Genomic DNA, 23,130 nt, shown 5'->3' on the forward strand with positions numbered 1-23,130 from the left:
CCGGAAGGGTACGGCTACTCGCGAACTGCCCCCTGGAGCAGCCCGCGGACGAAGTGGCGCTGAAGGAACAGGTAAAAGACCACCACCGGGGTCGCGACGATGACCGAGCCGGCGGCCAGCAGGGTGAAGCCGGAGGTGTACTGGCCCTGGAAGAAGGCCAGCCCGAGCGGCGCCGTCCGCAGCGACTCGCTGGTCACCATGATCAGCGGGATGAGGAACTCGTTCCACGTCCACATGAAGACCAGCACGGTCAGCGTGACGACCGCGGGCCGGGCCGGTGGCACCAGCACCCGCCACAGGATGCGCCAGGTCGAGGCGCCGTCGATGCGGGCCGCCTCGACGATGGCCCGGCTGGAGGCGCGGAAGTAGGCCCGCATCCAGAACGTGCCGAACGCCACCGACAGCGCCACCTGCGGCAGCGCCACCGACCAGAACGTGTCGATCAGCCCGAGCGAGCGCAGGTCGAAGTAGAGCGGCACCGCGACGGCCTCGCTCGGCATCATGATCCCGAGCATGAACAGGTAGAACAGCACCGACTGGCCGCGAAAGCGCATGGTGCCGAACGCGTACCCGCTCATGATGGACAGCACCACGCTCACGACCACGACGAACGCCGAAACCGCCAGGCTGCTGCGCAGGTAGGTGCCGAAGTGCCCGACCTCCCAGGCCGCGGCGAAGTTGCCCAGCCCGGACGTCTCGCCGCTGTCGGCCGGGCCGAGCGCGGCCGACAGGATCGTCACGATGGGGAAGAGCGCGAACGCGGCGAACACCGACAGGATGACGTAGTTGGCCACCCGCTCACCGCGCGAGATCACGAGACCCTCCTGTCGGCGAACCGGTTGATCCCGAACGAGATCACGAAGATGACCACGGTGAGCGTGACGCCGATGGCGGCGGCCGAGCCGACCTGGCTGAGCCCGAAGGCCCGGTGGTAGACCTCGTACGACGGCACCGACGTGGAGTCGCCCGGGCCGCCCTTCGTGGTGATGTACACCAGGTCGAACGTGCGCAGCGCGGCGATCACGGTCAGCGTCAGCGCGACCGCGATCTCCCCGCGCACCGACGGCAGCGTGACCGCGAAGAACTCCCTGACCGCGCCGGCGCCGTCCAGCCGCGCGGCCTCGTACAGCTCGCCCGGGATCCGGCTCATCCCGGCCAGCAGCAGCACCGTCACCAGCCCGGTCTCGAACCACGTGCCGACCACCCCGACCGCGGGCAGCGCGAACGTGTAGTCGCCCAGCCAGCCCCGCGTCAGCGAGTCGAGCCCCAGCGCGCCGAGCAGCGTGTTGAGCGTGCCGTCGGGCGCGTAGACCCGCCGCCAGGCCACCGCCACCACGACCATGGCCACCACCTGCGGCAGGAACACGACCGTGCGGAAGAAGCCGAGCCCGCGCACCTTGGCGTGGTTGAGGATCGCGGCCAGCCCCAGCCCGATGACCAGCGGCCCGCCCGAGTAGAACACGATCAGGACCAGCGCGTGCCCGAACGCCGCCCGCAGCCCCTCGTCGGCGACGATCGCGACGTAGTTGTCCAGCCCCACCCAGCGGCCCAGCGACAGCCCGTCCCAGTCGTACAGCGACAGCTGCACCGCGCGCCCGATCGGGTAGAGCAGGAACGCCGCGTAGACGGCGAACGCGGGAAGCAGGTAGAGGTAGGCGACGCGGCGGGGCTCTCCGGGAGGCCCCGCGCTCCTTCCCGCCATGCTCAGCCGTTGCTCTCGGCGAACGTCTTGTAGTCCTTCTCCAGCGTGGCCAGGAACTCCTGCGGCGTCTGCTTCTTGGCCAGCAGGTCCTGCAGCGCCGCGCCGAGTGTGTCGGCGAACGTCGGCGTGGCGTAGTCGAGGTAGGGCACCAGCCCGTCCTTGGACGTCACCGTGCCGAACGCGGTGAAGACGTCCTTCTGCGGCCCCGCCGGCACGCTCTGCTGCGCCGTGTCGGCGACCGGCAGGTTGCCGGTGGAGGTGAGCACCTTCATCGCGTCGGCGTTGGTGATGAAGTCGATGTACGCCGCCGCCGCGTCGGGGTGGGGGCTCTTGGCGGTGATCGCGAACGGCAGCCCGGTGCCGCCGGTCGCGACGGGCGGCGCGTCCGCCGTGGCCCCCGGCGGCAGCATGAAGCCCAGGTCGTCGCCGAGCGCCTTCTGCAGGTCGGCCAGCAGCCAGGTGCCCGCGATCAGGAAGACGCCCTCGCCCTTGCCGAACGCCTGCCAGGCAGGGTCGTAGCCCTGCCCGTTGAAGCCCTTGTTGAAGTAGCCCTTGTCGACCCAGCCGACCAGTTCCTCGGCGGCCTTGACGTTCTCCGGGGAGTTCCAGGAGCCGCCCTTGCGGCCGAAGGCCAGCGTGCTGATCTGGTCGGCGGGCACGCTGCGGCTCTGCACGGTGCCGAAGACGTGGATGGCGGGCCACTTGTCCAGGTTGCCGAGCTGCATCGGCACCTCGCCCGCCGCCTTGGCCTTGTCGAGCGCGGCGCCGAAGTCGGCCCACGTCGCGGGCGGCTCAAGGCCGAGCTTGCCCAGCTTGGCCTTGTTGTAGAAGATGCCGACGACCTCGCCGACCTGCGGCAGGCCGTACAGGTTGCCCTCGCCGAAGACCTTGCCATCGGGGCTGTAGCTGGAATAGCGCAGCACCGACTGCGGGTAGCGCTCCTTCCAGCCGTACGCCTCGGCGTAGGCGTCCAGCGGGCGCAGCTGCCCCGCCTTGACGAACGCGCCCATGGAGGAGCGGCCGTTGTTGGCCTCGACGACGTCGGGCGGCTCGTTGCCGCTCAGCGCCAGGCGCAGGGTCGTGTTGAGGTCGTCGAAGGAGCGCGAGACCCGGTTGAGCTTGATGTTGGGGTATTTGGCCTGGAAGGCGTCGTTCAGCTGCTTCATCTGGGCGGCCTGCCCGCCGCGTACCTCCTGGTCCCAGACGGTGAGCGTGACGTCGCCGAGTTGCGCGGCGTCGGTGCGGACCGCCGAGGCGCTCGGCTGCGCCGAGGTGCCGGTGCCGGCGGGCGGGGCCGAGGAGCCGGGGGCGCACGCCGCGAGGGCAAGGACTCCGGCGGCGAGTGCGGCGATCGCTCGGAGCGGGGGGTTCATGCGTGTTACTCCTTCTGCGCGGGCAGGCGAGGCGAGTCGGGGTCCTCGCCCTCGGGCCGGTCCGGCCGTGTCGCGGGGGTCTTGGGGCCGACGTCGGCGTACCGGGCGATGGTGGCGGCGGCGCGCCGCACGGCGCCCACCGGGACGGCGGGCACCAGCCGGTCGAGGAAGGCGTAGCGGCGGGCCAGCGAGTTGCCGTAGGCGCCGGTGTGGCCGGCCGAGTCGCGGACCTCGTGCCACCAGTCGGCGATGTCGCCCCAGCCGGGCGCGGCCAGCGACCCGCCGAACTGCTGCACCGCCAGCGCCGCGCAGAGCTGCGCGAACGCCAGCCGGTCGGCCAGCGGCCAGTGCGAGAGCGTGCCCAGCACGAAGCCGGCGCCGAAGACGTCGCCCGCGCCGGTCGGGTCGAGCGCCGTCACCCGCGGAGCGGGCACGAACGCCTCCTCGCCGGTCTCCGAGTCGATGGCCATGGCGCCGTTGGCGCCGTCGGTCACCACCGCCACGGTGACCTTGTCGGCGATCGCGTAGAGGGCGTCGCGCGGGCTGTCGGAGCCGGTGTAGGCCATCGCCTCGATCGCGTTGGGCATGAAGGCGTGGCAGAGCGAGAGCTGGTCCAGCAGCGAGCGCGACCACGCGCCCGAGGGGTCCCAGCCCACGTCGGCGAAGATGAGCGAGCCGTCGCGGCGCGCCAGCTCGGCCCAGTTGCACGGGCTGTCGGGCGAGTCGAGCGGCTCCTCGGTCGACAGCGGCACGATCACCGCCTTGGAGCAGGGCGGCTTGCCGATCATCTCGGAGGTGGGCATGGGCGACGGGTGCCCGTGCGTGACCATGCTGCGGTCGCGGTCGACCGCCATGGAGACCGTCACCGGCGAGTGCCAGTGCTCGAAGCGCCGCGACCTGGACAGGTCGACCGACTCCTGCTCCGCGAGCGTGCGCCAGCAGAAGTCGCCGTAGTCGTCGTCGCCGAACGCGGCCGCCAGCGAGGTGCGCAGGCCCAGCCGGCTGGTCGCGATCGCGAGGTTGGCGATGCCGCCGGGGCACGAGCCCATGCCCTCGGCCCAGATCTCGGTGCCGGCCGCGGGCATCGCGGGCAGCCCGGTGAAGATGATGTCGAGAAAGACGGTGCCGGCCAGGAAGACGTCGAACTGCGGCCCGCCCGGGGTGCGCTCGCCGGCGAGCGGGTCGTACGCCTGCATGGACTCGGGCTGCCTGGACACGGAGCTGGATCCTCCTCGACACGTACGATGTGCGCAATCTTGCACGTTTGCTCGCACACCGCAAGTCCTCCTGGGAGTTTCTGGTCAAAGCTGCATGCTTCTGCGCGAATCTGACTGATACACTCGCGCCGTGCTTCAGCGCCTCAGGCATGCCGAGATCATGCGCCGCGTCCGGCTCTCCGGCGCCACCAGCGTTCGCGATCTCGCCAGCCAGCTCGGCGTGAGCCCGTCCACCATCCGCAGGGACCTCGAGGTGCTCGACCGTGACGGCACCCTGCGCCGCGTCCGCGGCGGCGCCCTGCTCGCCGCCGACCCCGACACCGACCGGCCGTTCGCCGAGGTGGCGGCCGTGGACGAGCAGGACAAGGAGGCGGTGGCGGCCCGCGCCGCGCAACTGGTGAACGACGGCGAGGTGCTGCTGCTCGACATCGGCACGACCACCATGCGCCTGGCCAGGTGGCTGCGCCGGCGCCGCGTCACCGTGGTCACCTCCAGCCTCGCCGTGCTCGACGTGCTGCGCGCCGACACCGAGGTGGAGCTGCTGCTGCTCGGCGGCATGGTGCGCCGGCCGTACCACTCGCTGGTGGGGGTGCTGACCGAGGCGGCGCTCAGCCAGGTGGTCGCCGACCGGGTGTTCCTGGGCGTCAGCGGCGTGCGGCCGGACGGCCAGCTCGTCGACACCACGCTGGCCGAGGTGCCGCTGAAGCGGGCCATGATCGCGGCGGCGGGGCAGGTCGTGCTGCTCGCCGACCGGCACAAGTTCCCGGGCACCGGCGCGCTGCGGGTGTGCGGGCCCGAGGACGTCGATGTGATCGTCACCAATGAGGGCGCCGACGAGGCGACGCTGCGCACCTGCGCGGCGGCCGGCGCCGAGGTCCTGCTGGCGTGAAGGGAACACAATGAAACTGGCCGTTCTCGGGGGCGGCGGCTTCCGGGTGCCGCTCGTGTACGGCGCGCTGCTGCGCGACACCGCGAAACCGCGCGTGGAGCAGGTGGTGCTTCATGACGTGTCGGAGGAGCGGCTGGAGGCGATCCGGCACGTGCTGCGCCGGCAGGCCGACGGGCACGACGACCCGCCCGAGGTCGTGACCACGACCGACCTGGACACCGCGCTGCGCGACGCCGCGTTCGTCTTCTCCGCCATCCGCGTCGGCGGGCTGGCCGGCCGCACCGCCGACGAGCGGGTCGCGCTCGACCTGGGGCTGCTCGGCCAGGAGACGACGGGCCCCGGCGGCATCTCCTACGGCCTGCGCACGGTCCCGGTCGCCGTGCGCGTCGCGGAGCGGGTGGCCGCGCTCGCGCCCCGGGCGTGGGTCATCAACTTCACCAACCCGGCCGGCATGATCACCGAGGCGATGCGGCACGTGCTCGGCGACCGCGTGATCGGCATCTGCGACTCCCCGATCGGGCTGATCCGGCGGGCCGCCGCCGCGCTCGGGCTCGACCCGGCCCGCGTCACGCCCGACTACGTGGGGCTCAACCACCTGGGCTGGCTGCGCGGCCTCGGCCACGACGGGCGCGACGTGCTGCCCGAGCTGCTGGCCGACGACGCCGCGCTGCGGCGGGTGGAGGAGGCGCGGGTCTTCGGGCACGACTGGGTGCGCACGCTGGGCGCGCTGCCCAACGAGTACCTGTACTACTACTACTTCACCCGCGAGGCGGTGGCCGCGACCTCCGGCAGGACCCGCGGAGAGTCGCTGCTGAGCCAGCAGGACGACTTCTACGCCGCCGTCCACGCCCGCCCCGGCCAGGCGCTCGACGCGTGGGTCAGCGCGCGCAGGCAGCGCGACGAGACGTACATGGCCGAGGCCCGCGACACCGCCGAGGCCGGCGAGCGCGACGCCGCCGACCTGGAGGCGGGCGGCTACGAGGGCATCGCGCTGGCCCTGATGGCGGCCATCGCCCGCGGCGAGCCCACCTCCATGATCCTCAACGTGCGCAACGGCGCCGCCGTGCCGGGCCTGCCCGCCGACGCGGTGGTGGAGATCCCGTGCGCGGTCGACGGGGCGGGCGTGCGGCCGCTGGCCACCCGCCCGCTCCCCGGCCGGTTCCTGGGTCTCGTGCAGCAGGTGAAGGCGGTGGAGCAGACCGCCATCGAGGCCGCCATGACCGGCTCGGCCCGGCTGGCCGTCGAGGCGTTCGCCCTGCACCCGCTGGTCGACTCGGTGACGACGGCGCGCCGGCTGCTCGACGGCTACCGGGCGCGGATCCCCGAGCTGGCCTCCGTCATCCCCGGCTCCTCCGAGGCCTGACCGGCGGCGAGCCGGCCGGCCGTGCGGAAGAGGTGGAGCTCGCGGCCCGGCCGGCAGACCAGCTGCAGTCCCACCGGCAGCCCGTCCACCGTCCCGGCCGGGACGGTGAGCGCGGGCAGCCCCAGCACGTTCCACGGGCTCGTCATGGCCAGCAGCGCGGGCCGCACGGCGACGGCCCGGCCGTCCACCCGCGTCTCGCGCGCCCCGAGCGGCGGGGCGGTGATCGGCACGGCGGGCAGCGCCAGCACGTCGTGCCGCTCGAACAGCGCCCCCACCTCCCCGGCCAGGCCGGAGCGCGCGGCCATGGCCCGCACGTACCGCCAGCCGGGGGTCCCTGCCGCGGCGCTCAGGCGTTCGAGCACCTCGGGGTCGAACAGCTCGGGCGCGTCCGCCAGCCGCTCGGCGTGCACGGCCGCGGTCTCGCAGCTCTGGATCACCGTGTACGTCTCCCGGAACTCCGCGCCGAGCCCCGGCCGCAGCCGCACCTCGGCCACGTCGCCCGCGAAGCCGCGCACGGCGTCCGTCACGCGCGGATCGCCGTCGAACAGCCCGGCCGGGTCGAGCCAGGCCACGCGGGCGGGGCCGGCGTCCTCGCGCAGCTGGGCGCCGCCGCTCACGATGGCCAGGCAGCGGTAGGCGAGCAGGCAGTCGCGCGCGTCGCCGGCCAGCACGCCGACATGGTCGAGGCTCTGCGACAGCGGGAAGACGCCGTCCGCCGGGATCGCCCCGTACGCGGGCTTGAACCCGGCGATCCCGCACAGAGCCGCCGGGATGCGGACGGAACCTCCCGTGTCGGTGCCGAGCGCGAGGGGCACCAGGCCCGCCGCCACGGCCGCCGCGCTGCCGCCGCTGGAGCCGCCGGACATGCGCGCCGGGTCGTGCGGGTTGCGCGAGGGGCCGTTGGCCGAGCGGTCGCCGGTGGGGCCGTAGGCGAACTCGTGGGTGGTGGTCTTGCCCACGACCACCGCGCCGGCGCGGCGCAGCCGGGTCACGCACTCGGCGTCGGTGTCGGGGACGTATCCGCTGAAGTGCCGCGAGCCCATCGTGGCGGGCTGCCCCGCCACCATGATCAGGTCCTTGACGGCGACCGGCAGGCCGTGCAGCGGGCCCCGGTCGGTGCCGGCGGCCAGCTCGGCGTCCGCCCGACGGGCCGCCGCGAGCGCCCCGTCGGCGTCCACGGTGACGAACGCGTTGAGCTCGGGGTTCCGCTCGGCGACGGCTTCGAGCGCCTGCCTGACGAGCCGGGTGGAGGTGGTCCGTCCCTCGCGCAGGTCCTGCGCGAGGCCGTCGAGGGTGTGGCCGGTGAAGGGGCCGGGGGTGATGGCCATGGGGTCCTTCCGTCATGCGGGGGTGACGGTCCCACTGAACACCACGCGCCCGGTTCGTACGAGCCCGGCCCCATCTGTCAGCGGGCGCCGAGCCGGTGGGCGAGGCGGTCGAGCGAGAGGTTGATCACGATGAAGATGGCCGCGATGAGGATCGCCGCAGGGATGACGTTCGAGAAGTTGGCGGCGATGCCGTTCAGCCCCCGGTCCACCAGCTCGTCGTAGCCGACGATGAGCCCCAGGGCCGAGTCCTTCAGCAGCACCACGAACTGGCTGACGATGGCGGGCATCATGGCGCGGAACGCCTGTGGCAGCAGGACGAGCCGCATCACCTGCCCCTTGCGCATGCCGGTCGCGTAGGCCGCCTCGGACTGGCCGCGCGGCAGGCTCAGCACCCCGGCCCGGACGATCTCCGCGATCACCGAGCCGTTGTAGAGGGTGAGGCCGAACACGACGGCGGCGAAGGCCGAGATGTTCACGCCGATGAGCATGTACGAGCCGAAGAAGGCGAAGAAGATCAGCAGCAGCAGCGGGACGGACCGGAAGAACTCGACGACCGCGGCGGCGGGCATCCGGATCCACCGGTGCTCCGACAGCCGGGCGGTCGCGAACACCAGCCCGAACAGCCCCGCGAGGATCACCCCCGTCACCGCCGCGCCGAGCGTCCCGGCCAGCCCCGGCAGGATGAACGTGGCCCACACGTCGCCGCGCAGCAGCGGCGTCCACTTCTCCGCCGCCCACTGGTCCCTGGCGTCGAAGCGCAGGTAGACCACGTACGCCAGGGCCAGCAGCGCGAGCGCGACGAGCGCCGCCAGCGCCCGGTTGCGCCGCACGCCGCGCGGCCCCGGCCGCTCGTAGAGGTTCGCGTACGTCATCGCGCCACCGCCATCCGCCGCGACAGCCAGCCGAACAGCAGCCCCATCGGCAGGCACAGCAGCAGGAACCCGGCGGCGAACCCGAGGAAGATCTCGATCACCTGGTCTCCGTACGTCTCGATCATCTCCCGCATCCGCACGGACGCCTCGCTCACGCCGACCACGAGCGCGATCGTGGTGTTCTTGGTCAGCGCGATGAGGATGCTGCCCAGCGGCGCCACCACGGCGCGGAACGCCTGCGGCAGCGTGATCAGCCCCAGCGTCTTGACGAAGCCCAGCCCCAGCGAGCGGGCCGCCTCCGCCTGCCCGACCGGCACCGTGTTGAGTCCCGAGCGCAGCGCCTCGCAGACGAACGCCGAGGTGTAGGCGGTCAGGCCGATGCAGGCGAGCCAGAAGTTGTTGGTCGCGAGGTCGTCGGACAGCTCCACCCCGAGGTTGGCCCCGACGCCGAGGCCGGTGAACAGCAGCACCAGGGTGAGCGGCGTGTTGCGGGCCACCGACACGTAGCAGCTCGCGGCGGCGCGCAGGGAGGCCAGCGGGGCCACCCGCATGGCGGTCAGCAGCGTCCCCAGCACCAGGGAGCCGAGCGCGCTGACCGCCGTCAGCCGTATCGTCATCCAGAACGCGGCGAGGATCGTCTCGCGTTCGATCAGCAGCGCGTCCATGGGATCAGTAGCGCTCCAGCTTCGGGGCCTGCGGGAGTGCGAAGCCGGACGCGCCGACGCTGGCCTGCAGCGCCTTCGTCCAGCTGCCGTCCGCGAACATCTTCTCCAGCGCGTCGTTGACCGCGTCGCGCCCGGCCTTGTCGTCCTTCTTCAGGCCGATGCCGTACTTCTCGGTGCTGAACGGCTTGCCGACCACCTTCAGCTCGCCGCCGTGCTGCGCGGCGTAGCCGGCGAGGATGACGTCGTCGGTGGTGATGGCGTCGAGCTGGCCGCCGAGCACCCGGTCCACGCAGGCCGAGTAGGTGCGCTCCTCCTGCAGCTGCACCTCCTTGGCGTACTCCGACTTGACCTTCTGCGCCGGGGTCGAGCCGGCGACCGAGCAGAGCTTCTTGCCGTTCAGCGCCTCGGGCCCGGTCAGCGCCGTGTCGCCGGCCCGGATGAGCAGGTCCTGCCCGGCCACGAAGTACGGCCCGGCGAAGGAGACCTTCTGCTTCCTGGCGTCGGTGATCGAGTAGGTGGCCACCACCATGTCCACCTGGCCCTGCTCGATGAACGCCTCGCGGTTGGCCGACACGGTCTCCTTGAACGTGATGTCCTTGGCCTCGACGCCGAGCTGCTTGGCCACGTACCTGGCGACCTCGATGTCGAAGCCGGTGAACGTGCCGTCGGGCGTGCGCAGCCCCAGCCCCGGCTGGTCGGCCTTGACGCCGATCACCAGCTTCTTGGCGGTCTTGGCCTTGTCCACGACGGAGGCGTAGTCGTCCTGGCCGCCGCAGGCCGTGGCGGCGGCGGCGAGCGCGATCACGGTGAAGGTGACGTGAAGGGATCGGCCGAACATGGCGGCTCCTTAGTGCGTGAGGATCTTGGCGAGGAAGGACTGGGCGCGCTCGCTGTCCGGGGAGCCGAAGAACGCGCCGGGGGTGTTCTGCTCGACGATCTCGCCGTCGGCCATGAAGACGACCCGGTCGGCGGCCCGCCGGGCGAAGCCCATCTCGTGGGTGACGACGACCATCGTCATGCCCTCGCGGGCGAGCGCGGTCATCACGTCGAGCACCTCGTTGACCATCTCGGGGTCGAGCGCCGAGGTGGGCTCGTCGAAGAGGATGGCCTTCGGGTCCATGGCCAGCGCGCGGGCGATCGCCACCCGCTGCTGCTGGCCGCCCGAGAGCTGGGCGGGGAACTTGGCGGCCTGGCCGCCGATGCCGACCCGGTCGAGCAGCTCCCTGGCCTTGCGCTCGGCCTCCGCCTTCGGCCGCTTCAGCACGTGGACCTGCCCGAGGACGACGTTGTCCAGGACGGTCTTGTGCGCGAAGAGGTTGAAGGACTGGAAGACCATCCCGACTTCGGCGCGGAGCCTGGCCAGGGCGCGGCCCTCGGCCGGCAGCGGCGTGCCGTCCAGGCTGATCGTGCCGGAGTCGATGGTCTCCAGCCGGTTGATCGCCCGGCACAGGGTCGACTTGCCCGCCCCCGACGGGCCGATGACCACGACGACCTCGCCCTGCCTGACGCTCAGGCTGATGTCCCTGAGCACGTGGTGATCGCCGTAGCGCTTGTTGACCTGGTCCAGCACGATCAGGTCGGCTTCGGACATGTGTCACGCTCCTTGTTCCGGTCACCGATGGCGTAACCGTAGGAGCCGCGTGCGGCGCGTGAAGGCTTGTGCGCGTTCTGCTCAGAGATCGCACTTATGTGCGTTCTGCTCAGCGATTGGCGGGCCTGGACTCCTCGGACGTCGCGCCGGAGACCCCGATGGTGTCCTTGAAGGCGCGGTCCCACTGCCCGTCGCGCAGCCAGCGGGCGATCAGCCCGTTGAGATAGTCGCGGAAGCCGGTGTCCTCGCGGCGCACGCCGATCCCGTACGGCTCGCGCCCGAACGGCTTGCGCACCAGCCGGAACATGTCCGGATGCTGGTCCAGCAGGCCGAGCAGGATCGTGTCGTCGGTGCTGATGGCGTCGACCCGCCCGGCCATCAGCGCGGGCACGCAGATGCTGTAGGCGTCGACGATCTCCAGGGCGGCGCCGGGCGCCTCGGCTCTCAGCCGGTCGCTGGAGGTGGAGCCCTTGGCCGTGCACACGGTCTTGCCGTCCAGGTCCGACAGGTCGTTGATGGTGGTGTCGGCGATCCTGACGAGCAGGTCCTGCCCGGCGTAGTAGTACGGGTCGGTGAAGGTGACGAGCCGGGCGCGGGTGGGCGTGATCGAGTAGGTGGCGATGACGAGGTCCACCACGCCCTGGGCGATGAAGTTCTCGCGCTCGCGCGTGACCGTCTCGACGAAGCGGATGTTGCTCTCGCTGCCGGTGAGGTCCTTGGCGATGAGCCGGGCCATCTCCGCGTCGAAGCCGGTGATCCGCCCGCTGACCGGGTCCTTGTAGCCGAACATGGGCTGGTCGAACTTGGTGCCCACGACGAGGACGCCGCGCTCCCTGATCCGCCACATCGTGGAGCCCTCGGGGAAGGGGTTGTCGTCGCCGCAGCCCGCGAGCACCACGCAGAGGAGGACGGCGAGCAGTGCCCTTAAGGGCGTCACCGGACGCGGTACCGGTGCTGCGGGCGCCCGGTCGGCCCGTACCTCGGGCGGCCCTCGACCAGCCCGCGCTCGGCCAGGTGCTCCAGGTAGCGGCGGGCGGTGGCGCGGCTGACGCCGATCATCCCGGCCAGCTCGTGCGCCGAGGCGTCCTCCGCGACGGCCGACAGCGCGTCGAGCACCGCCTGCTCGGTCGCGGGCGAGATGCTCTTGTGCCGGGGGCCCTGGTCGAGGTGGAAGGAGCGGAAGATGCGGTCGATCTCCTGCTGCTCGACGAACCGCTCGCCCGACTCCAGTTGCTCGGCCGTGGCCGCGTAGCGCAGCAGGGTCTGCTCCAGCGTGCCCGCCCTGGTCGGCTTGACCAGGTAGTACAGGGCGCCGCGCTGGATGGCGGCGCGCACCGTCGCCGACTCCTTGCGCCCGGAGATCACGATGACGTCGGTGGGCGGCAGGTCCGGCCGGCGCAGCCGGTGCGCGACCTCCAGCCCCGGCAGGTCCGGCAGGTGCAGGTCGAGCAGCACGAGCCGGGGCGCGAAGCGGCCCGCGGCGGCGAGCGCCGCCTGGCCGGTGTGCGCGATCCCCACCACCCTGAACCCGAGTACCCTGTTCACCTGAGCGTGCAGCGCCGCGGTGACGACAGGATCGTCGTCCACGATCAGAACGGTGATGTCGCGAGGCTCCGTCACCGGACAACTCCTCGTCCAGGTCCAGTTGTCACAAACTTACAGAGAGCTTAAGCGGGTTTTGTGACAAAAGATCGAGTTTTGTGCATTCTGCTCACCATGATCCGCCGGAGGTGCCCTTTCCCTCCTACTCTGTACCCGAGCCGACACGGCCGACAGGGGAGGACGGACGCCGGTGAGATGGCTGCTCGCGGTCACGGCCCTGTGGACGCTGCTCGGCCTGTTGCCCCTGGCGCTGCTGACCTCCTCCAGCATCTCCCTGTCGGAGGACGCCGTGAAGGACGAGGTCACCGACCGGGTCAAGACCACCGCCTCGGTGAGCCGGGTCGTGGTGGAGCAGCAGATGGGCTCGCTCCAGCAGCTCGTCACCGCGTTCGCGCAACGGGCGAGCGTCCGCGACGCCGTCGAGCACACCACCGCCGCCGCCATGCGCGACCACCTCGCCGAGCTGAAGCGCATGCGCGACGGCGTCAGCGGGCTGCTCCTCGTCTCCTCCGACGGCCGCATGCTGGGCGCCGAGCCGAACACCGCGCTGCCGCAGGACATCAGCAGCACCGACTGGTACCGCGCCGTCCGTGACCGCCGCGCCGCCCACGTCTCCCAGGCCTACACCCCCACGATGGAGGACGTGTCCAGGGCCGTCGCGGTGGCCGCGCCGGTCCCGAGCGCCGACGGCCGCGGCATGCTCGGCATCCTCGCCGTCGTCTACAGCCTGGACGCCATCCAGGACTTCGCCAGGGAGGCCGCCGAGGCGCAGGACATCCGGCTGCTGATCACCGACCGGGCCGGGGTGCTCGTCGCCGACCCCGGCAGGAAGCTGCTCGCGCTGACCTCCCTTCGCGAGGATCCCCGGGTGGACGCCGCGCTCGCCGGGCGCACCTGGAACGGCATGTTCCGCGGCATGGAGGGCTCCGTGCTGTCGGCCTCCGAGCCGATCCCCGGCATCGGCTGGACCGTCACCGCCGAGGTCTCCGCCGCCGAGGCGCTGGCCTCCGCCGAGCAGCTGCGGGCCAACGTGCTGACCGTCGCGGCCCTGCTCGCCCTGCTCATCCTCATCGGCATGGGCCTGCAGATCCACACCACCCGGGGCCGCCGCCGCGCGCAGGCCACGCTGGCCAGGTACGCCTCCGAGCTGGCCGCCGCCAGGGATGTGGCGGTCAGCGCCTCCAGCGCCAAGTCCGAGTTCCTCGCCAAGATCAGCCACGAGATCCGCACCCCCATCAACGGCGTGCTCGGCATGAACTCCCTGCTCCTCGGCACCCGCCTGGACGACGAGCAGCGCCACTACGCCACCACCGCCCAGGGCTCGGCCCAGAACGTGCTGCGCCTGCTCGACGACTTCCTCGACCTGTCCAGGATCGAGGCGGGCCACCTGCAGGTGGAGGCGACTCCGTTCGACCTGCCCAGGCTCTGCGACGAGGTGGTCGCGCCGTTCGCGCCGCACGCGTACGAGCAGGGGCTCTGGCTCACGCTGCGGCTCGACGAGGACGTGCCCCGGCAGGTGTCGGGCGACCCGGCGCGGCTGCGCCAGATCCTCACCAACCTGGTCGGCAACGCGCTGAAGTTCACCGTCCAGGGCGGCGTCGACCTGCACGTCACCCTGGAGGAGGGGACGCGCGGCGACCCCCGCGCGGTGCTCAGGTTCGCCGTCGCCGACACCGGGATCGGGGTGGGTCAGGACGACCGGGAGAAGGTGTTCGGCGTCTTCCGCCAGGTCGACTCGCCGATTACGCGCAGGACCGGCGGCAGCGGCCTCGGGCTGGCCATCGGGCGGCAGCTCACCGAGCTCATGGGCGGCGAGATCGGGCTGGACAGCGTCGAGGGCGTCGGCAGCCGGTTCTGGGTGCGGCTCCCGCTCGACGTCCTGACCTGGTCGGAGCCGTCGGTCGAGGCACTGCAGGGGCGGCGCGCGCTGGTCGCCGACCCCCGGCCCGAGGACCGCGCGATGGCCGTGCGGTCGCTGGCGGGCGCGGGGCTCCAGGTCGAGGAGACCGCGGACGGCGCGTCGGCCCTGGCGCTGCTGCGCGCCGCCGAGGAGGACGAGCGCCCGTACGAGCTGGCGGTCGTGGCCCTCGACCTGGGCGACGGCGCCGAGTCCATCGCGCACGTCATCCTGACCGACCCGCTGCTCCAGGCCACCAGCGTCATCGTGGTCGTCACGCCGGGCCGCTCCGGCTTCGCCTGGCCGGGCGCCGCCGGCGAGCGCGCCGTGCAGTCGATCACCCGGCCGCTCAGCCGCCGCCGGCTGCTCGCCGCCGTGGAGAACGCCCTGGCCCCCGCCGAGTGCCAGGGCGAGCCGCGCGAGCCGGTGGAGATCGCCGGGAAGGAGGGCGGCGCCCGGATCCTGGTGGCCGAGGACGACGAGGTCAGCCGCCAGGTCGCGATGCTCACGCTGCGCCGGGCCGGGCACGAGGTGGACGTCGTGGACGACGGCCGGCAGGCCGTGCGGGCCGTGCTGGACGGCGGCTACGACCTGGTCTTCATGGACTGCCAGCTGCCCGTGCTCGACGGCCTGGCCGCCACCGAGGAGATCAGGCGGCGCGAGGACACGCGCACCCCGATCATCGCCATGACGGCGGCGGCGATGCCCGAGGACCGCGTGCGCTGCCTGGCGGCCGGGATGGACGACCACCTGGCCAAGCCCGTGGACTGGGCGCGCGTGCTGGCCAGGGTCCCGGAGTGGGCGGCATGGTCCGGGCTGCCGCCCGAGCTGGCGGGCCTGTCGCCGGAGGAGCTCGCGGACGTGGCCGGGGCGTACCTCACCACCACCCCGCGCACCTTCGAGGAGCTGCGGCGCGCGGCCGAGGCCGGCGACGCGTCGCAGGTGGCGGCGCTCGCCCACCGGCTCAAGGGCAGCTGCGCCACCGTGGGCGCCGTGCGCGAGGCCGAGCTGTGCCGGCGGGTCGAGGACCTGGCGCGTACGGGCGGCATCGACGGGGACTCGCTCGGCGAGCTGGGCGAGCTGCTCAAGGCGACGCCCTCCTGGATCGACGCCTCGTAGCCGCCGGTTTACGGGTTTCCGCCATCGAGGTCGGCGGCCCGCCCCCATACCCGCCGTGCCGCCCGCTGCCTAGCGTGGGGCGACGTGATCAGTCTGAACGGTTTGACCAAACGCTACGGCGACCGCCCGGCGGTCGACGGCCTGACGCTGGAGCTGAGACCGGGCACGGTGACCGGCTTCCTCGGCCCGAACGGCGCGGGCAAGACCACGACCATGCGCCTGATCCTCGGCCTCGACCGCCCGTCCTCCGGCACCGCGCTCATCGGCGGCGTGCCGTACCACCGGATCAGGAACCCGCTGCGCACGGTCGGCGCGCTCCTCGACGCGCGCGCCCTGCACCCGGGACGCAGCGGCCACGCCCACCTGGTGGCGCTGGCCCGCAGCAACGGCGTCCCCCGGCGGCGCGTGACGGAGGTGCTGGAGACGGTCGGGATGGCGGGCGCGGCCCGCAAGCGGGCCGGGGCGCTGTCGCTCGGCATGAGCCAGCGGCTCGGGATCGCCGCGGCGCTGCTGGGGGATCCCCAGGTGCTGATGTTCGACGAACCCGTCAACGGGCTCGACCCGGACGGCGTGCGCTGGGTGCGCGGGCTCATGCGGTCGCTGGCCGCCGAGGGCAGGACCGTGTTCGTCTCCAGCCACCTCATGAGCGAGATGCAGCTCACCGCCGACCACCTCGTCGTCATCGGCAAGGGCCGGCTCATCGCCGACGCGCCGCTCGCCGACGTCATCGCGGGCAGCTCCCTGACGTCCGTGCTCGTCCGCACCCCGCACGCCGGGGACCTCGCCGTACGGTTGCGCGCCGCCGGCATCACGGTCGACCGGTACGGCGAGAACGAGCTCGAAGCCACCGGCGCCGCCCTGGAGACGGTCGGCGACCTGGCGTACGAGGCGGGGATCCGGCTGCACGAGCTGCGCGCCAAGGAGGCCTCGCTGGAACAGGCCTACCAGGAGCTGACGGCGGGCAGCGTCGAGTACGGGGCGGGCGCATGAGCACACTGTGGCAGGCGGTCCTGGCGGAGTGGGCGAAGCTGTGGTCTGTCAGATCGACCTGGTGGTGCCTGGCCTTCGCGCCGGTCCTCATGGTGGTGACCGCGCTGACACTGGGCGGCGCGAGCGCCACCGACGCCCTGCGCGACGGCCGGACCGGGGTGCGGGTGGCGGCGAGCGAGCCGGTCGTCTCCTCGACGTCGTTCGTCCAGTTCGTCCTGGTGGCGCTGGCGATGCTGGTGATCACCTCGGAGTACTCGTCCGGGAGCATCCGGGTCACCTTGCAGGCCACGCCGGTGCGGGGAGCGATGCTGGCGGGCAAGGCGCTGGTGGTGGGGCCGGTGATGTTCGGCGTCGGCGTGCTGTCGGGAGCCGTGGCGACCGGCCTCGTCTTCGCCGTGCTGTCCGGTGACCTGTTCGGCGGGCTCGTGGTGCTGCCGATCGGCGAGGTCGTGGCGGACCTGCTGGGGGTGGGGGTGTTCGCCGCGCTGGTGTCGGTGATGACGCTCGGCGTGGGAGCCGCGATGCGCAGCGCGGCGGGCACGCTGACCGTGGTGTTCATGCTGCTCATGGGGCTGCCGCTGATGTTGCTGATGACGGGGAGCCAGGTGGCGCTGGACGTCTCGATGCGGATGCCGATGTTCGCCGGGCTGGCGTTCATGGGCAGCACCGACAACCTGACCGGGGGGCCGATCCCGTACTCGGCCGGTGAAGGGCTGGCGTGGCTCCTCGCCTGGACCGCGGCGGCGCTGGCGGCGGGCTACGCGGTGCTGCGCCGCCGTGACGCCTAGCCGGATGGGCCCTGCGGACGCGCCTGGACAGGGACGCCGGGAGGCCGTGCCCGGACAGGGACGCCCGGAAACCGTGCCCGGACACGGACGCCGGGAGGCCGCGCCCGGACAGGGACGCCTAGACTTCACGCCCGTGTCAGGCAACAGGGTCGCCCGGGTGCTGGCCGGGGTCGTGCTGGGGATGGCGCTCGGCCTGGTCGAGCTGGCCTTCCTGGCCGTGGCGTGGCCGGCACGGCTGATCCCGGCCGCCCGGCCCGCCGCCGCGCGGGGGCTCGGCGGCCTGATGGCGCTCGAACGGGCCCGGCTGTCCAGGTGGCTGGGGCACGACGCGCCACGGCGGGACGGCGGCTACGGCTTCCTCCTGGTACGCGCCGCCCTGGGCGTCCTCGCCGGTTACGCGTGCGTGGCGGGCCTCTTCCTCGCCGGCCTGCTGCTGCTCGGCGGCCTGTGGGCGCTGGCCTGGGGCCGGGCGCACCCGGTGCCCGTCAGCCTGCCCGGCGTCAGGATCATCACCGACAGCGGCGTGCTCGGCCTCACCGGCGGTGCCGTCCTGCTCGCCCTGGTCGTCCTGCTGACCCTGGCCATCGGCTCCCTCGAACGGCGGCTGGCCGAGCGCTTCCTCGGCCCCGGCGACCACGAGCTGATGCGCAGGCGGATCGCCGAGCTGACCGCCACCCGCTCCGGCATCGTCAGGGCCGTGGACGACGAGCGCCGCAGGATCGAGCGCGACCTGCACGACGGCGTCCAGCAGCGCGGCGTCGCGCTCGCCATGCTGCTCGGCCGCGCCCGGCACAGCGCCGACCACGACAGGACCGCCGAGCTGGTCGCCCAGGCCCACGCCGAGTCGCGGCGGCTCCTCGACGAGCTGCGCAGCGTCGCCTGGCGCGTCTACCCGACCGCTCTCGACGAGCTGGGGCTGCGCGCCGCGCTCACCGGCGTCGCCGAACGGTCGGGCGTGCCGGTCACCGTGCACTACGGCCTCGCCGGGCGGCCCGCGTCCGAGGTGGAGACCGCGCTCTACTTCGTGGCCCGCGAGGCGATCACCAACGCGATCAAGCACGCCGGCGCGCGTGACATCCTGGTCGTGCTGACGGAGGACGAGCGGGCGGTGAGCGTGGCGATCTCGGACGACGGCGGGGGCGGGGCCGACCCGTCGGGAGGCGGGCTGGCGGGGCTCGCCAGGCGCGTGCTGGCCCTGGACGGCACGTTCACCGTCGACAGCCCGCCGGGCGGCCCCACCAAGATCGCCGCCACCCTCCCGAAGACGCCGCCCGGCGAGGACGGGGCCGGCTCGTGCGGGTGATCCTGGCCGACGACTCCGTGCTGCTGCGCGAAGGGCTCACCCGGCTCCTCGACGACGCGGGCCACGAGGTCGTCGCCGCCGTCGGCGACGCGCCCGCGCTGCTCGCCGCCGTCGAGCGGCACCGCCCCGACGTGGCCGTGATCGACGTGCGCATGCCGCCCGGCCACAAGGACGACGGGCTGCGGGCGGCTCTGGAGATCCGCGACCGCCTCCCCGGCGTCGGCGTGCTCGTCCTGTCCCAGTACGTCGAGCAGCACTACGCGGCCAGGCTCCTGGCCGGTTCCCCGCGAGGGCTCGGCTACCTGCTCAAGGACCGGGTCTCGGAGGTGGCCGACTTCCTCGACTCCCTCGAACGCGTACGCGCGGGCGGCACCGCGTTCGACCCCGAGGTGGTGCGGCAGCTTCTGGCCCGCACCACCCACGCCGACCCGCTGAGCAGGCTGAGCCCGCGCGAGGGCGAGGTGCTGCGCCACCTCGCCCAGGGTTTCGTCAACGCGGCCATCGCCGAGCGCCTGCATGTCTCGCTCAGCACGGTCGAGAAGCACGTCAACGCCCTCGTCGACAAGCTGGACCTGCCGCGCGACCCCGACTACAACCGCCGCGTCCTGGCGATCCTGCGCTACCTGGAAACCTGACGGGCCGCCCCTGCCCGGAAGTGCGGCGGCGTCCGCCTCGTCCACACCAAGGCTCTTGGAGGGACGCACCCGGCGCCCACCCTCTGGAGGGGGCGTCGGAGGGGGGCGTCGCGTCTCCGGGGCGGAGGTTGGCCCGCGCGGCGCCGGGGCAGGACCACACCCATGACCATCAAGCTTCGCGACGGACGCCCGATGCCGCGCCTCGGCCTGGGCACCTGGCCCATGAACGACGACCAGGCCTGCCAGGCGGTGACGCACGCCGTCTCGCTCGGCTACCGGCTCATCGACACCGCCGCCAGCTACGGCAACGAGGCCGGCGTCGGCGCGGCGGTCGCGGGCGCCGGCGTGGCCCGCGAGGATCTGTTCGTCACCACCAAGCTGCGCGGCTCCCAGCACGGCTACGACGCCGCCCTGCGCGGCTTCGAGGAGAGCAGGGCCCGGCTCGGCCTCGACTACGTCGACCTCTACCTCATCCACTGGCCGCTGCCCGACCGCGGCCTCTACGTCGACACCTGGCGCGCCTTCGTCCACCTGCGCGAGCAGGGCCTGGCCCGCTCCATCGGCGTCTCCAACTTCACGCCGGAGCAGATCGCCCGGATCGCCGAGGAGACCGGCGTCTGGCCGGCCGTCAACCAGATCGAGCTGCACCCCGGCTTCTCCCAGCGCGCGCTGCGCGCCTGGCACGCCGAGCACGACATCGTCACCGAGTCGTGGAGCCCGCTGGGACGCGCCGTCAAGCTCCTCGACGAGCCGGTCGTCACCGACCTGGCCGCCGCGCACGGCCGTACCCCCGCCCAGGTCGTGCTGCGCTGGCACCTGCAGCTGGGCGCGGTGCCGATCCCCAAGTCGTCCGACACCGAGCGCATGCGGCAGAACCTCGAGGTGTTCGACTTCAGCCTGTCGGACGAGGAGATGGCCAGGATGGGCACGCTCGACGGCGACGGCCGCATGGGCGGCGACCCGGAAACTCACGTCGAATTCTGACGTTCTGTCGAATGGGGCCGGTCGCCGATCGTCTTGATGGTGAAGAGCGAAGGAGATGGGCGACATGAAATACGTGCTGATGTTCGTCGACACCGAGGAATTCCAGAAAGAGATGGCGGCCATGACCGACGAGGAGCGGGCGCGGGCCATCCGGCAGGTGGAGCAGTGGTTCGCCGACCACGCCGACAAGATCGGGGCGGGCAGCAAGCTGCAGTCACCCGACACCGCCACCACGGTCCGGCTCCCGCGTGACGGGGGCGAGCCGGTGATCACCGACGGGCCGTTCGTCGAGGGCAAGGAGGTGGTCAGCGGGTTCTGCGAGATCGAGGTGGCGGACCTGGACGAGGCGCTGCGCATGGTGCGCACCTGGCCGGCCTGCCCCACGGTCGAGATCCGTCCCGTCCAGACCATGCCCCCAGGACGATGACCGACCCCCGGGACGCCGCCCCCGACCACCCTGGCGATCCGCCGGCCGGTCCCGACGCGCCGCACGGCGGCCCCGACGCGCCGCGTGCCGACCGCGATCGCCCTGGCGATCCGCCTGCCGGTCGCGGCCGTCCTGACGTCCCGCACCCCGGTCCCGACGTCCCGCCTGCCGGTTCCGGCGTGCTGCACACAGGGCCCGATGCGCCGCATGCCGCGCCCGACCGCCCTGGCGCGCCGCACGCCGGACACGACCGTCCCGGCGCGGATCGTGGCCATCGCACGGCGTCCGGGACGGCGTCCGGTGGTGACGACCGGGCGCCGTCCGGTGGAGACGCCCAGGCAGGGGCCGGGGAGGACGGCCGGGGGCGGGGTGCGGCGGTCGGGGTTCCGCCGGGCGGGGACGATCCGGTGCGGCGGGCGACGGGGGACGAGCTGGCCCGGGTGGTGCGCGAGCACGCGGGCCGGCTGGCCACCTCCCTGGTGTCGCTGCTCGGCGACTTCTCCGCCGCCGAGGACCTCGTCCAGGACGCGGTCGAGACGGCGCTGGTGCGCTGGCCGGTGGACGGCGTGCCGGAGCGGCCGGAGGCGTGGCTGTTCACGGTGGCCCGCCGCCGCGGTCTCGACCTGCTGCGCCGCGAGTCGAACTACCGCGACAAGCTCGCCCGGCTGAGCGTTCCCGAGCGGGACGAGCCGGACGACCGGCTGCGGCTGATCTTCATCTGCTGCCACCCGGCGCTGCCCCGCCAGGCGCAGATCGCGCTCACGCTGCGCGTGGTGTGCGGGCTGACGACCGCGCAGATCGCCGCCGCGTTTCTGGCGAGCGAGAGCACGGTGGCCCAGCGCATCACCCGCGCCAAACGGAAGATCGCCGAAGCGGGCATCCCCTACCGGGTGCCCGCCGCCGACGAGCTGTCCGGCCGGCTGAGGGAGGTGCTGACCGTCATCTACCTGCTGTTCAACGAGGGGTACCTGTCCAGCACGCTGGAGCGGGCGCAGGCGCGCGACCTGGTGGACGACGCCGAGTGGCTGGCCTCGCTGCTGGCCGGGCTGGTGCCGGACGAGCCGGAGGTGGCGGGGTTGCTGGCGCTCATCCGGCTGCACCGCGCCCGCGGCGCCGCCCGCTTCGGCCAGGACGGGCGGCTGGTGCTGCTGGCCGACCAGGACCGCTCGCTCTGGGACCGTACGGCCATCGACCTGGCGATCCAGCTGCTGACCGGGGCGGCGCGCAGGCACCGCCGGCCCGGCCCGTACCAGCTGCAGGCGGCCATCGCGGCGTGCCACGCGGAGGCGGGGTCGTGGGCCGAGACCGACTGGCGGCAGATCGTGGTGCTGTACGACATGCTGCTGCGGCTCGCCCCGTCGCCCGTCGCGCGCCTCAACAGGGCCGTCGCCGTCCGTTACGTGGACGGCGCCGAGGCGGCGCTGGCCGAGCTGAAGAGCCTCGACGAGGCCCTCGACCGCTACCCGCTGCTCCACGCCACCCGCGCGGAGCTGCTGCGCGCGCTGGGCCGCCGCGAGGAGGCGCGGGAGGCCGACCGGCGGGCCCTCGCGCTCACCGCCAACCCGGCCCAGCAGGCGCTCCTGGAGGAGCGGCTCACCTGGAGCTAGAACCGCCGTCCCGCCAGGGCGGTCAGCCCAGGGAGACGGTGGCGACTCTGCGGGCCAGGAGGCGGGCCGGGTCCAGGAGGGGGACGGGCACCCGGCGGCTGTCCAGGGCCAGGACGATCTCGGTGCAGGCCGCCACCACCCGCTCGGCGCCGCGTTCTGCGAGGGCCCGCGCGACCCCGGCCAGGGCGTGGCGGTGCGCGGCGGTGACGGCGCCGGCCTTGGCCGCGGCGATCGCCGCCGACACCTGCCGCTGCTCGCCGGTGGACGGTTCGAGCGGCGCGATGCCCCGCTTGCGCAGCGCGTCGGCGTACAGCCCGGAGTGCAGGGTGCCGGAGGTGGCGAGCAGGCCGGCGGCGGTGACGCCGGCGGCGGTGAGCGCGTCGGCGGTGACCTCCACGATGCTGACCAGTTCGAGGCCGGCCTCGTCGGCGAGGCGAGGGACGAAGGCGTGCGCGGTGTTGCACGGCACCGCCAGCACCTCGCATCCGGCGCGCTTGAGCGCGCGGATGCCGTGCCGGAGCTGCGGGGTCGGATCCTCGCCGAGGCCGAGCAGGCTCAGCGAGCGGTCGGGGATGCGCGGGTCGGCCCAGATGACGACCGGCACGTGGCTCTGGTCGCCGGTGGCCGGGGTCTCCTCGACGAGCTTGCCGTAGAAGTCGGCGGTGGCGGCGGGGCCCATGCCGCCCAGGACGCCGACCAGGCGCGGCGGACGGCCTGGCCGGTCGGGGAACCGGGTCACGGGGATGCGTCCTCTCAGCGGCTCGCTCTGACAGCCGCG

22 protein-coding genes are annotated in these 23,130 nt (G+C 73.1%); 10 read left to right on the top strand and 12 right to left on the bottom strand.

The features are described from left to right. Nucleotides 1–14 precede the first annotated feature (14 nt). Genes FH608_RS38115 through FH608_RS38130 form a run of 4 tightly spaced genes read right to left on the bottom strand, consistent with a single transcriptional unit; the run spans nucleotide 15 to nucleotide 4,271 of the window. Nucleotides 15–815, bottom strand: coding sequence for a carbohydrate ABC transporter permease (locus tag FH608_RS38115; protein WP_139635255.1), 801 nt, complete (start codon nucleotides 813–815; stop codon nucleotides 15–17). Beyond that, nucleotides 812–1,702, bottom strand: a complete 891-nt coding sequence (locus FH608_RS38120) for a carbohydrate ABC transporter permease (RefSeq protein WP_139635256.1) — start codon at nucleotides 1,700–1,702, stop codon at nucleotides 812–814. The genes FH608_RS38115 and FH608_RS38120 overlap by 4 nt, the downstream gene beginning before the upstream one ends. A 2-nt stretch (nucleotides 1,703–1,704) precedes the next feature. Continuing rightward, complete coding sequence (locus FH608_RS38125; RefSeq protein WP_139635257.1) at nucleotides 1,705–3,075, bottom strand: ABC transporter substrate-binding protein; 1,371 nt, start codon at nucleotides 3,073–3,075, stop codon at nucleotides 1,705–1,707. A gap of 5 nt (nucleotides 3,076–3,080) precedes the next feature. Continuing rightward, nucleotides 3,081–4,271, bottom strand: coding sequence for a carbohydrate kinase family protein (locus FH608_RS38130; RefSeq protein WP_139635339.1), 1,191 nt, complete (start codon nucleotides 4,269–4,271; stop codon nucleotides 3,081–3,083). 151 nt (nucleotides 4,272–4,422) lie between these two features. On the opposite strand from FH608_RS38130, the gene FH608_RS38135 reads away from it, so the two are divergent. Beyond that, entirely contained in the window at nucleotides 4,423–5,181 is a 759-nt protein-coding gene (locus FH608_RS38135) for a DeoR/GlpR family DNA-binding transcription regulator (RefSeq protein ID WP_139635258.1), read from the top strand. A gap of 10 nt (nucleotides 5,182–5,191) precedes the next feature. Beyond that, on the top strand, nucleotides 5,192–6,544 hold the full coding sequence (locus FH608_RS38140; protein ID WP_139635259.1) for a 6-phospho-beta-glucosidase: 1,353 nt from the start codon (nucleotides 5,192–5,194) through the stop codon (nucleotides 6,542–6,544). On the opposite strand, the gene FH608_RS38145 is transcribed toward FH608_RS38140, so the two are convergent. From FH608_RS38145 to FH608_RS38175, 7 genes are all read right to left on the bottom strand, one after another. Beyond that, a complete protein-coding gene (locus tag FH608_RS38145) occupies nucleotides 6,487–7,872 on the bottom strand; it encodes an amidase (RefSeq protein ID WP_139635260.1) in 1,386 nt (461 codons plus the stop codon). The two genes, FH608_RS38140 and FH608_RS38145, sit on opposite strands and share 58 nt — an antisense overlap. Nucleotides 7,873–7,949: 77 nt before the next feature. Then, entirely contained in the window at nucleotides 7,950–8,744 is a 795-nt protein-coding gene (locus tag FH608_RS38150; protein WP_139635261.1) for an amino acid ABC transporter permease, read from the bottom strand. Next, nucleotides 8,741–9,409, bottom strand: coding sequence for an amino acid ABC transporter permease (locus FH608_RS38155; protein ID WP_139635262.1), 669 nt, complete (start codon nucleotides 9,407–9,409; stop codon nucleotides 8,741–8,743). Before FH608_RS38155 ends, FH608_RS38150 begins: the two co-directional genes overlap by 4 nt. A 4-nt stretch (nucleotides 9,410–9,413) precedes the next feature. Continuing rightward, entirely contained in the window at nucleotides 9,414–10,247 is an 834-nt protein-coding gene (locus tag FH608_RS38160; RefSeq protein WP_139635263.1) for a glutamate ABC transporter substrate-binding protein, read from the bottom strand. Between the two features lie 9 nt (nucleotides 10,248–10,256). After that, complete coding sequence (locus tag FH608_RS38165; RefSeq protein ID WP_193318853.1) at nucleotides 10,257–11,000, bottom strand: amino acid ABC transporter ATP-binding protein; 744 nt, start codon at nucleotides 10,998–11,000, stop codon at nucleotides 10,257–10,259. A gap of 109 nt (nucleotides 11,001–11,109) precedes the next feature. Beyond that, on the bottom strand, nucleotides 11,110–11,937 hold the full coding sequence (locus tag FH608_RS38170; protein ID WP_226900260.1) for a glutamate ABC transporter substrate-binding protein: 828 nt from the start codon (nucleotides 11,935–11,937) through the stop codon (nucleotides 11,110–11,112). Beyond that, on the bottom strand, nucleotides 11,934–12,620 hold the full coding sequence (locus FH608_RS38175; RefSeq protein WP_139635264.1) for a response regulator: 687 nt from the start codon (nucleotides 12,618–12,620) through the stop codon (nucleotides 11,934–11,936). The genes FH608_RS38170 and FH608_RS38175 overlap by 4 nt, the downstream gene beginning before the upstream one ends. Before the next feature lie 172 nt (nucleotides 12,621–12,792). Here FH608_RS38175 and FH608_RS38180 point away from each other — a divergent pair, with 172 nt between their 5' ends. The 8 genes from FH608_RS38180 (at nucleotide 12,793) to FH608_RS38215 (ending at nucleotide 22,352) form a co-directional block, all read left to right on the top strand. After that, nucleotides 12,793–15,618, top strand: a complete 2,826-nt coding sequence (locus FH608_RS38180; protein ID WP_139635265.1) for a hybrid sensor histidine kinase/response regulator — start codon at nucleotides 12,793–12,795, stop codon at nucleotides 15,616–15,618. An 84-nt stretch (nucleotides 15,619–15,702) separates the two neighbouring features. After that, nucleotides 15,703–16,608: an ATP-binding cassette domain-containing protein gene (locus FH608_RS38185; protein ID WP_139635266.1), complete on the top strand. Its 906-nt coding sequence runs from the start codon at nucleotides 15,703–15,705 to the stop codon at nucleotides 16,606–16,608. Further along, a complete protein-coding gene (locus FH608_RS38190; protein ID WP_139635267.1) occupies nucleotides 16,605–17,396 on the top strand; it encodes an ABC transporter permease subunit in 792 nt (263 codons plus the stop codon). The genes FH608_RS38185 and FH608_RS38190 overlap by 4 nt, the downstream gene beginning before the upstream one ends. Before the next feature lie 133 nt (nucleotides 17,397–17,529). Further along, complete coding sequence (locus FH608_RS38195) at nucleotides 17,530–18,699, top strand: sensor histidine kinase (protein ID WP_226900261.1); 1,170 nt, start codon at nucleotides 17,530–17,532, stop codon at nucleotides 18,697–18,699. Then, nucleotides 18,690–19,334: a response regulator gene (locus tag FH608_RS38200; protein WP_139635268.1), complete on the top strand. Its 645-nt coding sequence runs from the start codon at nucleotides 18,690–18,692 to the stop codon at nucleotides 19,332–19,334. Before FH608_RS38195 ends, FH608_RS38200 begins: the two co-directional genes overlap by 10 nt. 162 nt (nucleotides 19,335–19,496) lie before the next feature. Beyond that, nucleotides 19,497–20,318: an aldo/keto reductase gene (locus FH608_RS38205; RefSeq protein WP_139635269.1), complete on the top strand. Its 822-nt coding sequence runs from the start codon at nucleotides 19,497–19,499 to the stop codon at nucleotides 20,316–20,318. A gap of 64 nt (nucleotides 20,319–20,382) precedes the next feature. Beyond that, nucleotides 20,383–20,745 (top strand): YciI family protein, encoded by a 363-nt coding sequence (locus FH608_RS38210; RefSeq protein WP_139635270.1) that lies wholly within the window; start codon nucleotides 20,383–20,385, stop codon nucleotides 20,743–20,745. After that, nucleotides 20,742–22,352, top strand: a complete 1,611-nt coding sequence (locus FH608_RS38215; RefSeq protein WP_226900262.1) for an RNA polymerase sigma factor — start codon at nucleotides 20,742–20,744, stop codon at nucleotides 22,350–22,352. The genes FH608_RS38210 and FH608_RS38215 overlap by 4 nt, the downstream gene beginning before the upstream one ends. Nucleotides 22,353–22,374: 22 nt before the next feature. Here FH608_RS38215 and cuyB read toward each other — a convergent pair whose 3' ends face one another. Continuing rightward, nucleotides 22,375–23,091 (bottom strand): cysteate racemase, encoded by a 717-nt coding sequence (gene cuyB, locus FH608_RS38220; RefSeq protein ID WP_226900263.1) that lies wholly within the window; start codon nucleotides 23,089–23,091, stop codon nucleotides 22,375–22,377. Nucleotides 23,092–23,130 lie beyond the last annotated feature (39 nt).

The sequence above is a fragment of the Nonomuraea phyllanthi genome, from assembly GCF_006334985.2.
Classification (GTDB): Bacteria; Actinomycetota; Actinomycetes; order Streptosporangiales; family Streptosporangiaceae; genus Nonomuraea; species Nonomuraea phyllanthi.

Bases quoted from the DNA above. Each gene is read 5' to 3' on its own strand.
- FH608_RS38120 (WP_139635256.1), bottom strand. From the start codon at position 1,702: ATGGCGGGAAGGAGCGCGGGGCCTCCCGGAGAGCCCCGCCGCGTCGCC.
- FH608_RS38125 (WP_139635257.1), bottom strand. From the start codon at position 3,075: ATGAACCCCCCGCTCCGAGCGATCGCCGCACTCGCCGCCGGAGTCCTT.
- FH608_RS38130 (WP_139635339.1), bottom strand. From the start codon at position 4,271: ATGCAGGCGTACGACCCGCTCGCCGGCGAGCGCACCCCGGGCGGGCCG.
- FH608_RS38140 (WP_139635259.1), top strand. From the start codon at position 5,192: ATGAAACTGGCCGTTCTCGGGGGCGGCGGCTTCCGGGTGCCGCTCGTG.
- FH608_RS38145 (WP_139635260.1), bottom strand. From the start codon at position 7,872: ATGGCCATCACCCCCGGCCCCTTCACCGGCCACACCCTCGACGGCCTC.
- FH608_RS38150 (WP_139635261.1), bottom strand. From the start codon at position 8,744: ATGACGTACGCGAACCTCTACGAGCGGCCGGGGCCGCGCGGCGTGCGG.
- FH608_RS38155 (WP_139635262.1), bottom strand. From the start codon at position 9,409: ATGGACGCGCTGCTGATCGAACGCGAGACGATCCTCGCCGCGTTCTGG.
- FH608_RS38160 (WP_139635263.1), bottom strand. From the start codon at position 10,247: ATGTTCGGCCGATCCCTTCACGTCACCTTCACCGTGATCGCGCTCGCC.
- FH608_RS38165 (WP_193318853.1), bottom strand. From the start codon at position 11,000: ATGTCCGAAGCCGACCTGATCGTGCTGGACCAGGTCAACAAGCGCTAC.
- FH608_RS38190 (WP_139635267.1), top strand. From the start codon at position 16,605: ATGAGCACACTGTGGCAGGCGGTCCTGGCGGAGTGGGCGAAGCTGTGG.
- FH608_RS38205 (WP_139635269.1), top strand. From the start codon at position 19,497: ATGACCATCAAGCTTCGCGACGGACGCCCGATGCCGCGCCTCGGCCTG.
- FH608_RS38210 (WP_139635270.1), top strand. From the start codon at position 20,383: ATGAAATACGTGCTGATGTTCGTCGACACCGAGGAATTCCAGAAAGAG.
- FH608_RS38215 (WP_226900262.1), top strand. From the start codon at position 20,742: ATGACCGACCCCCGGGACGCCGCCCCCGACCACCCTGGCGATCCGCCG.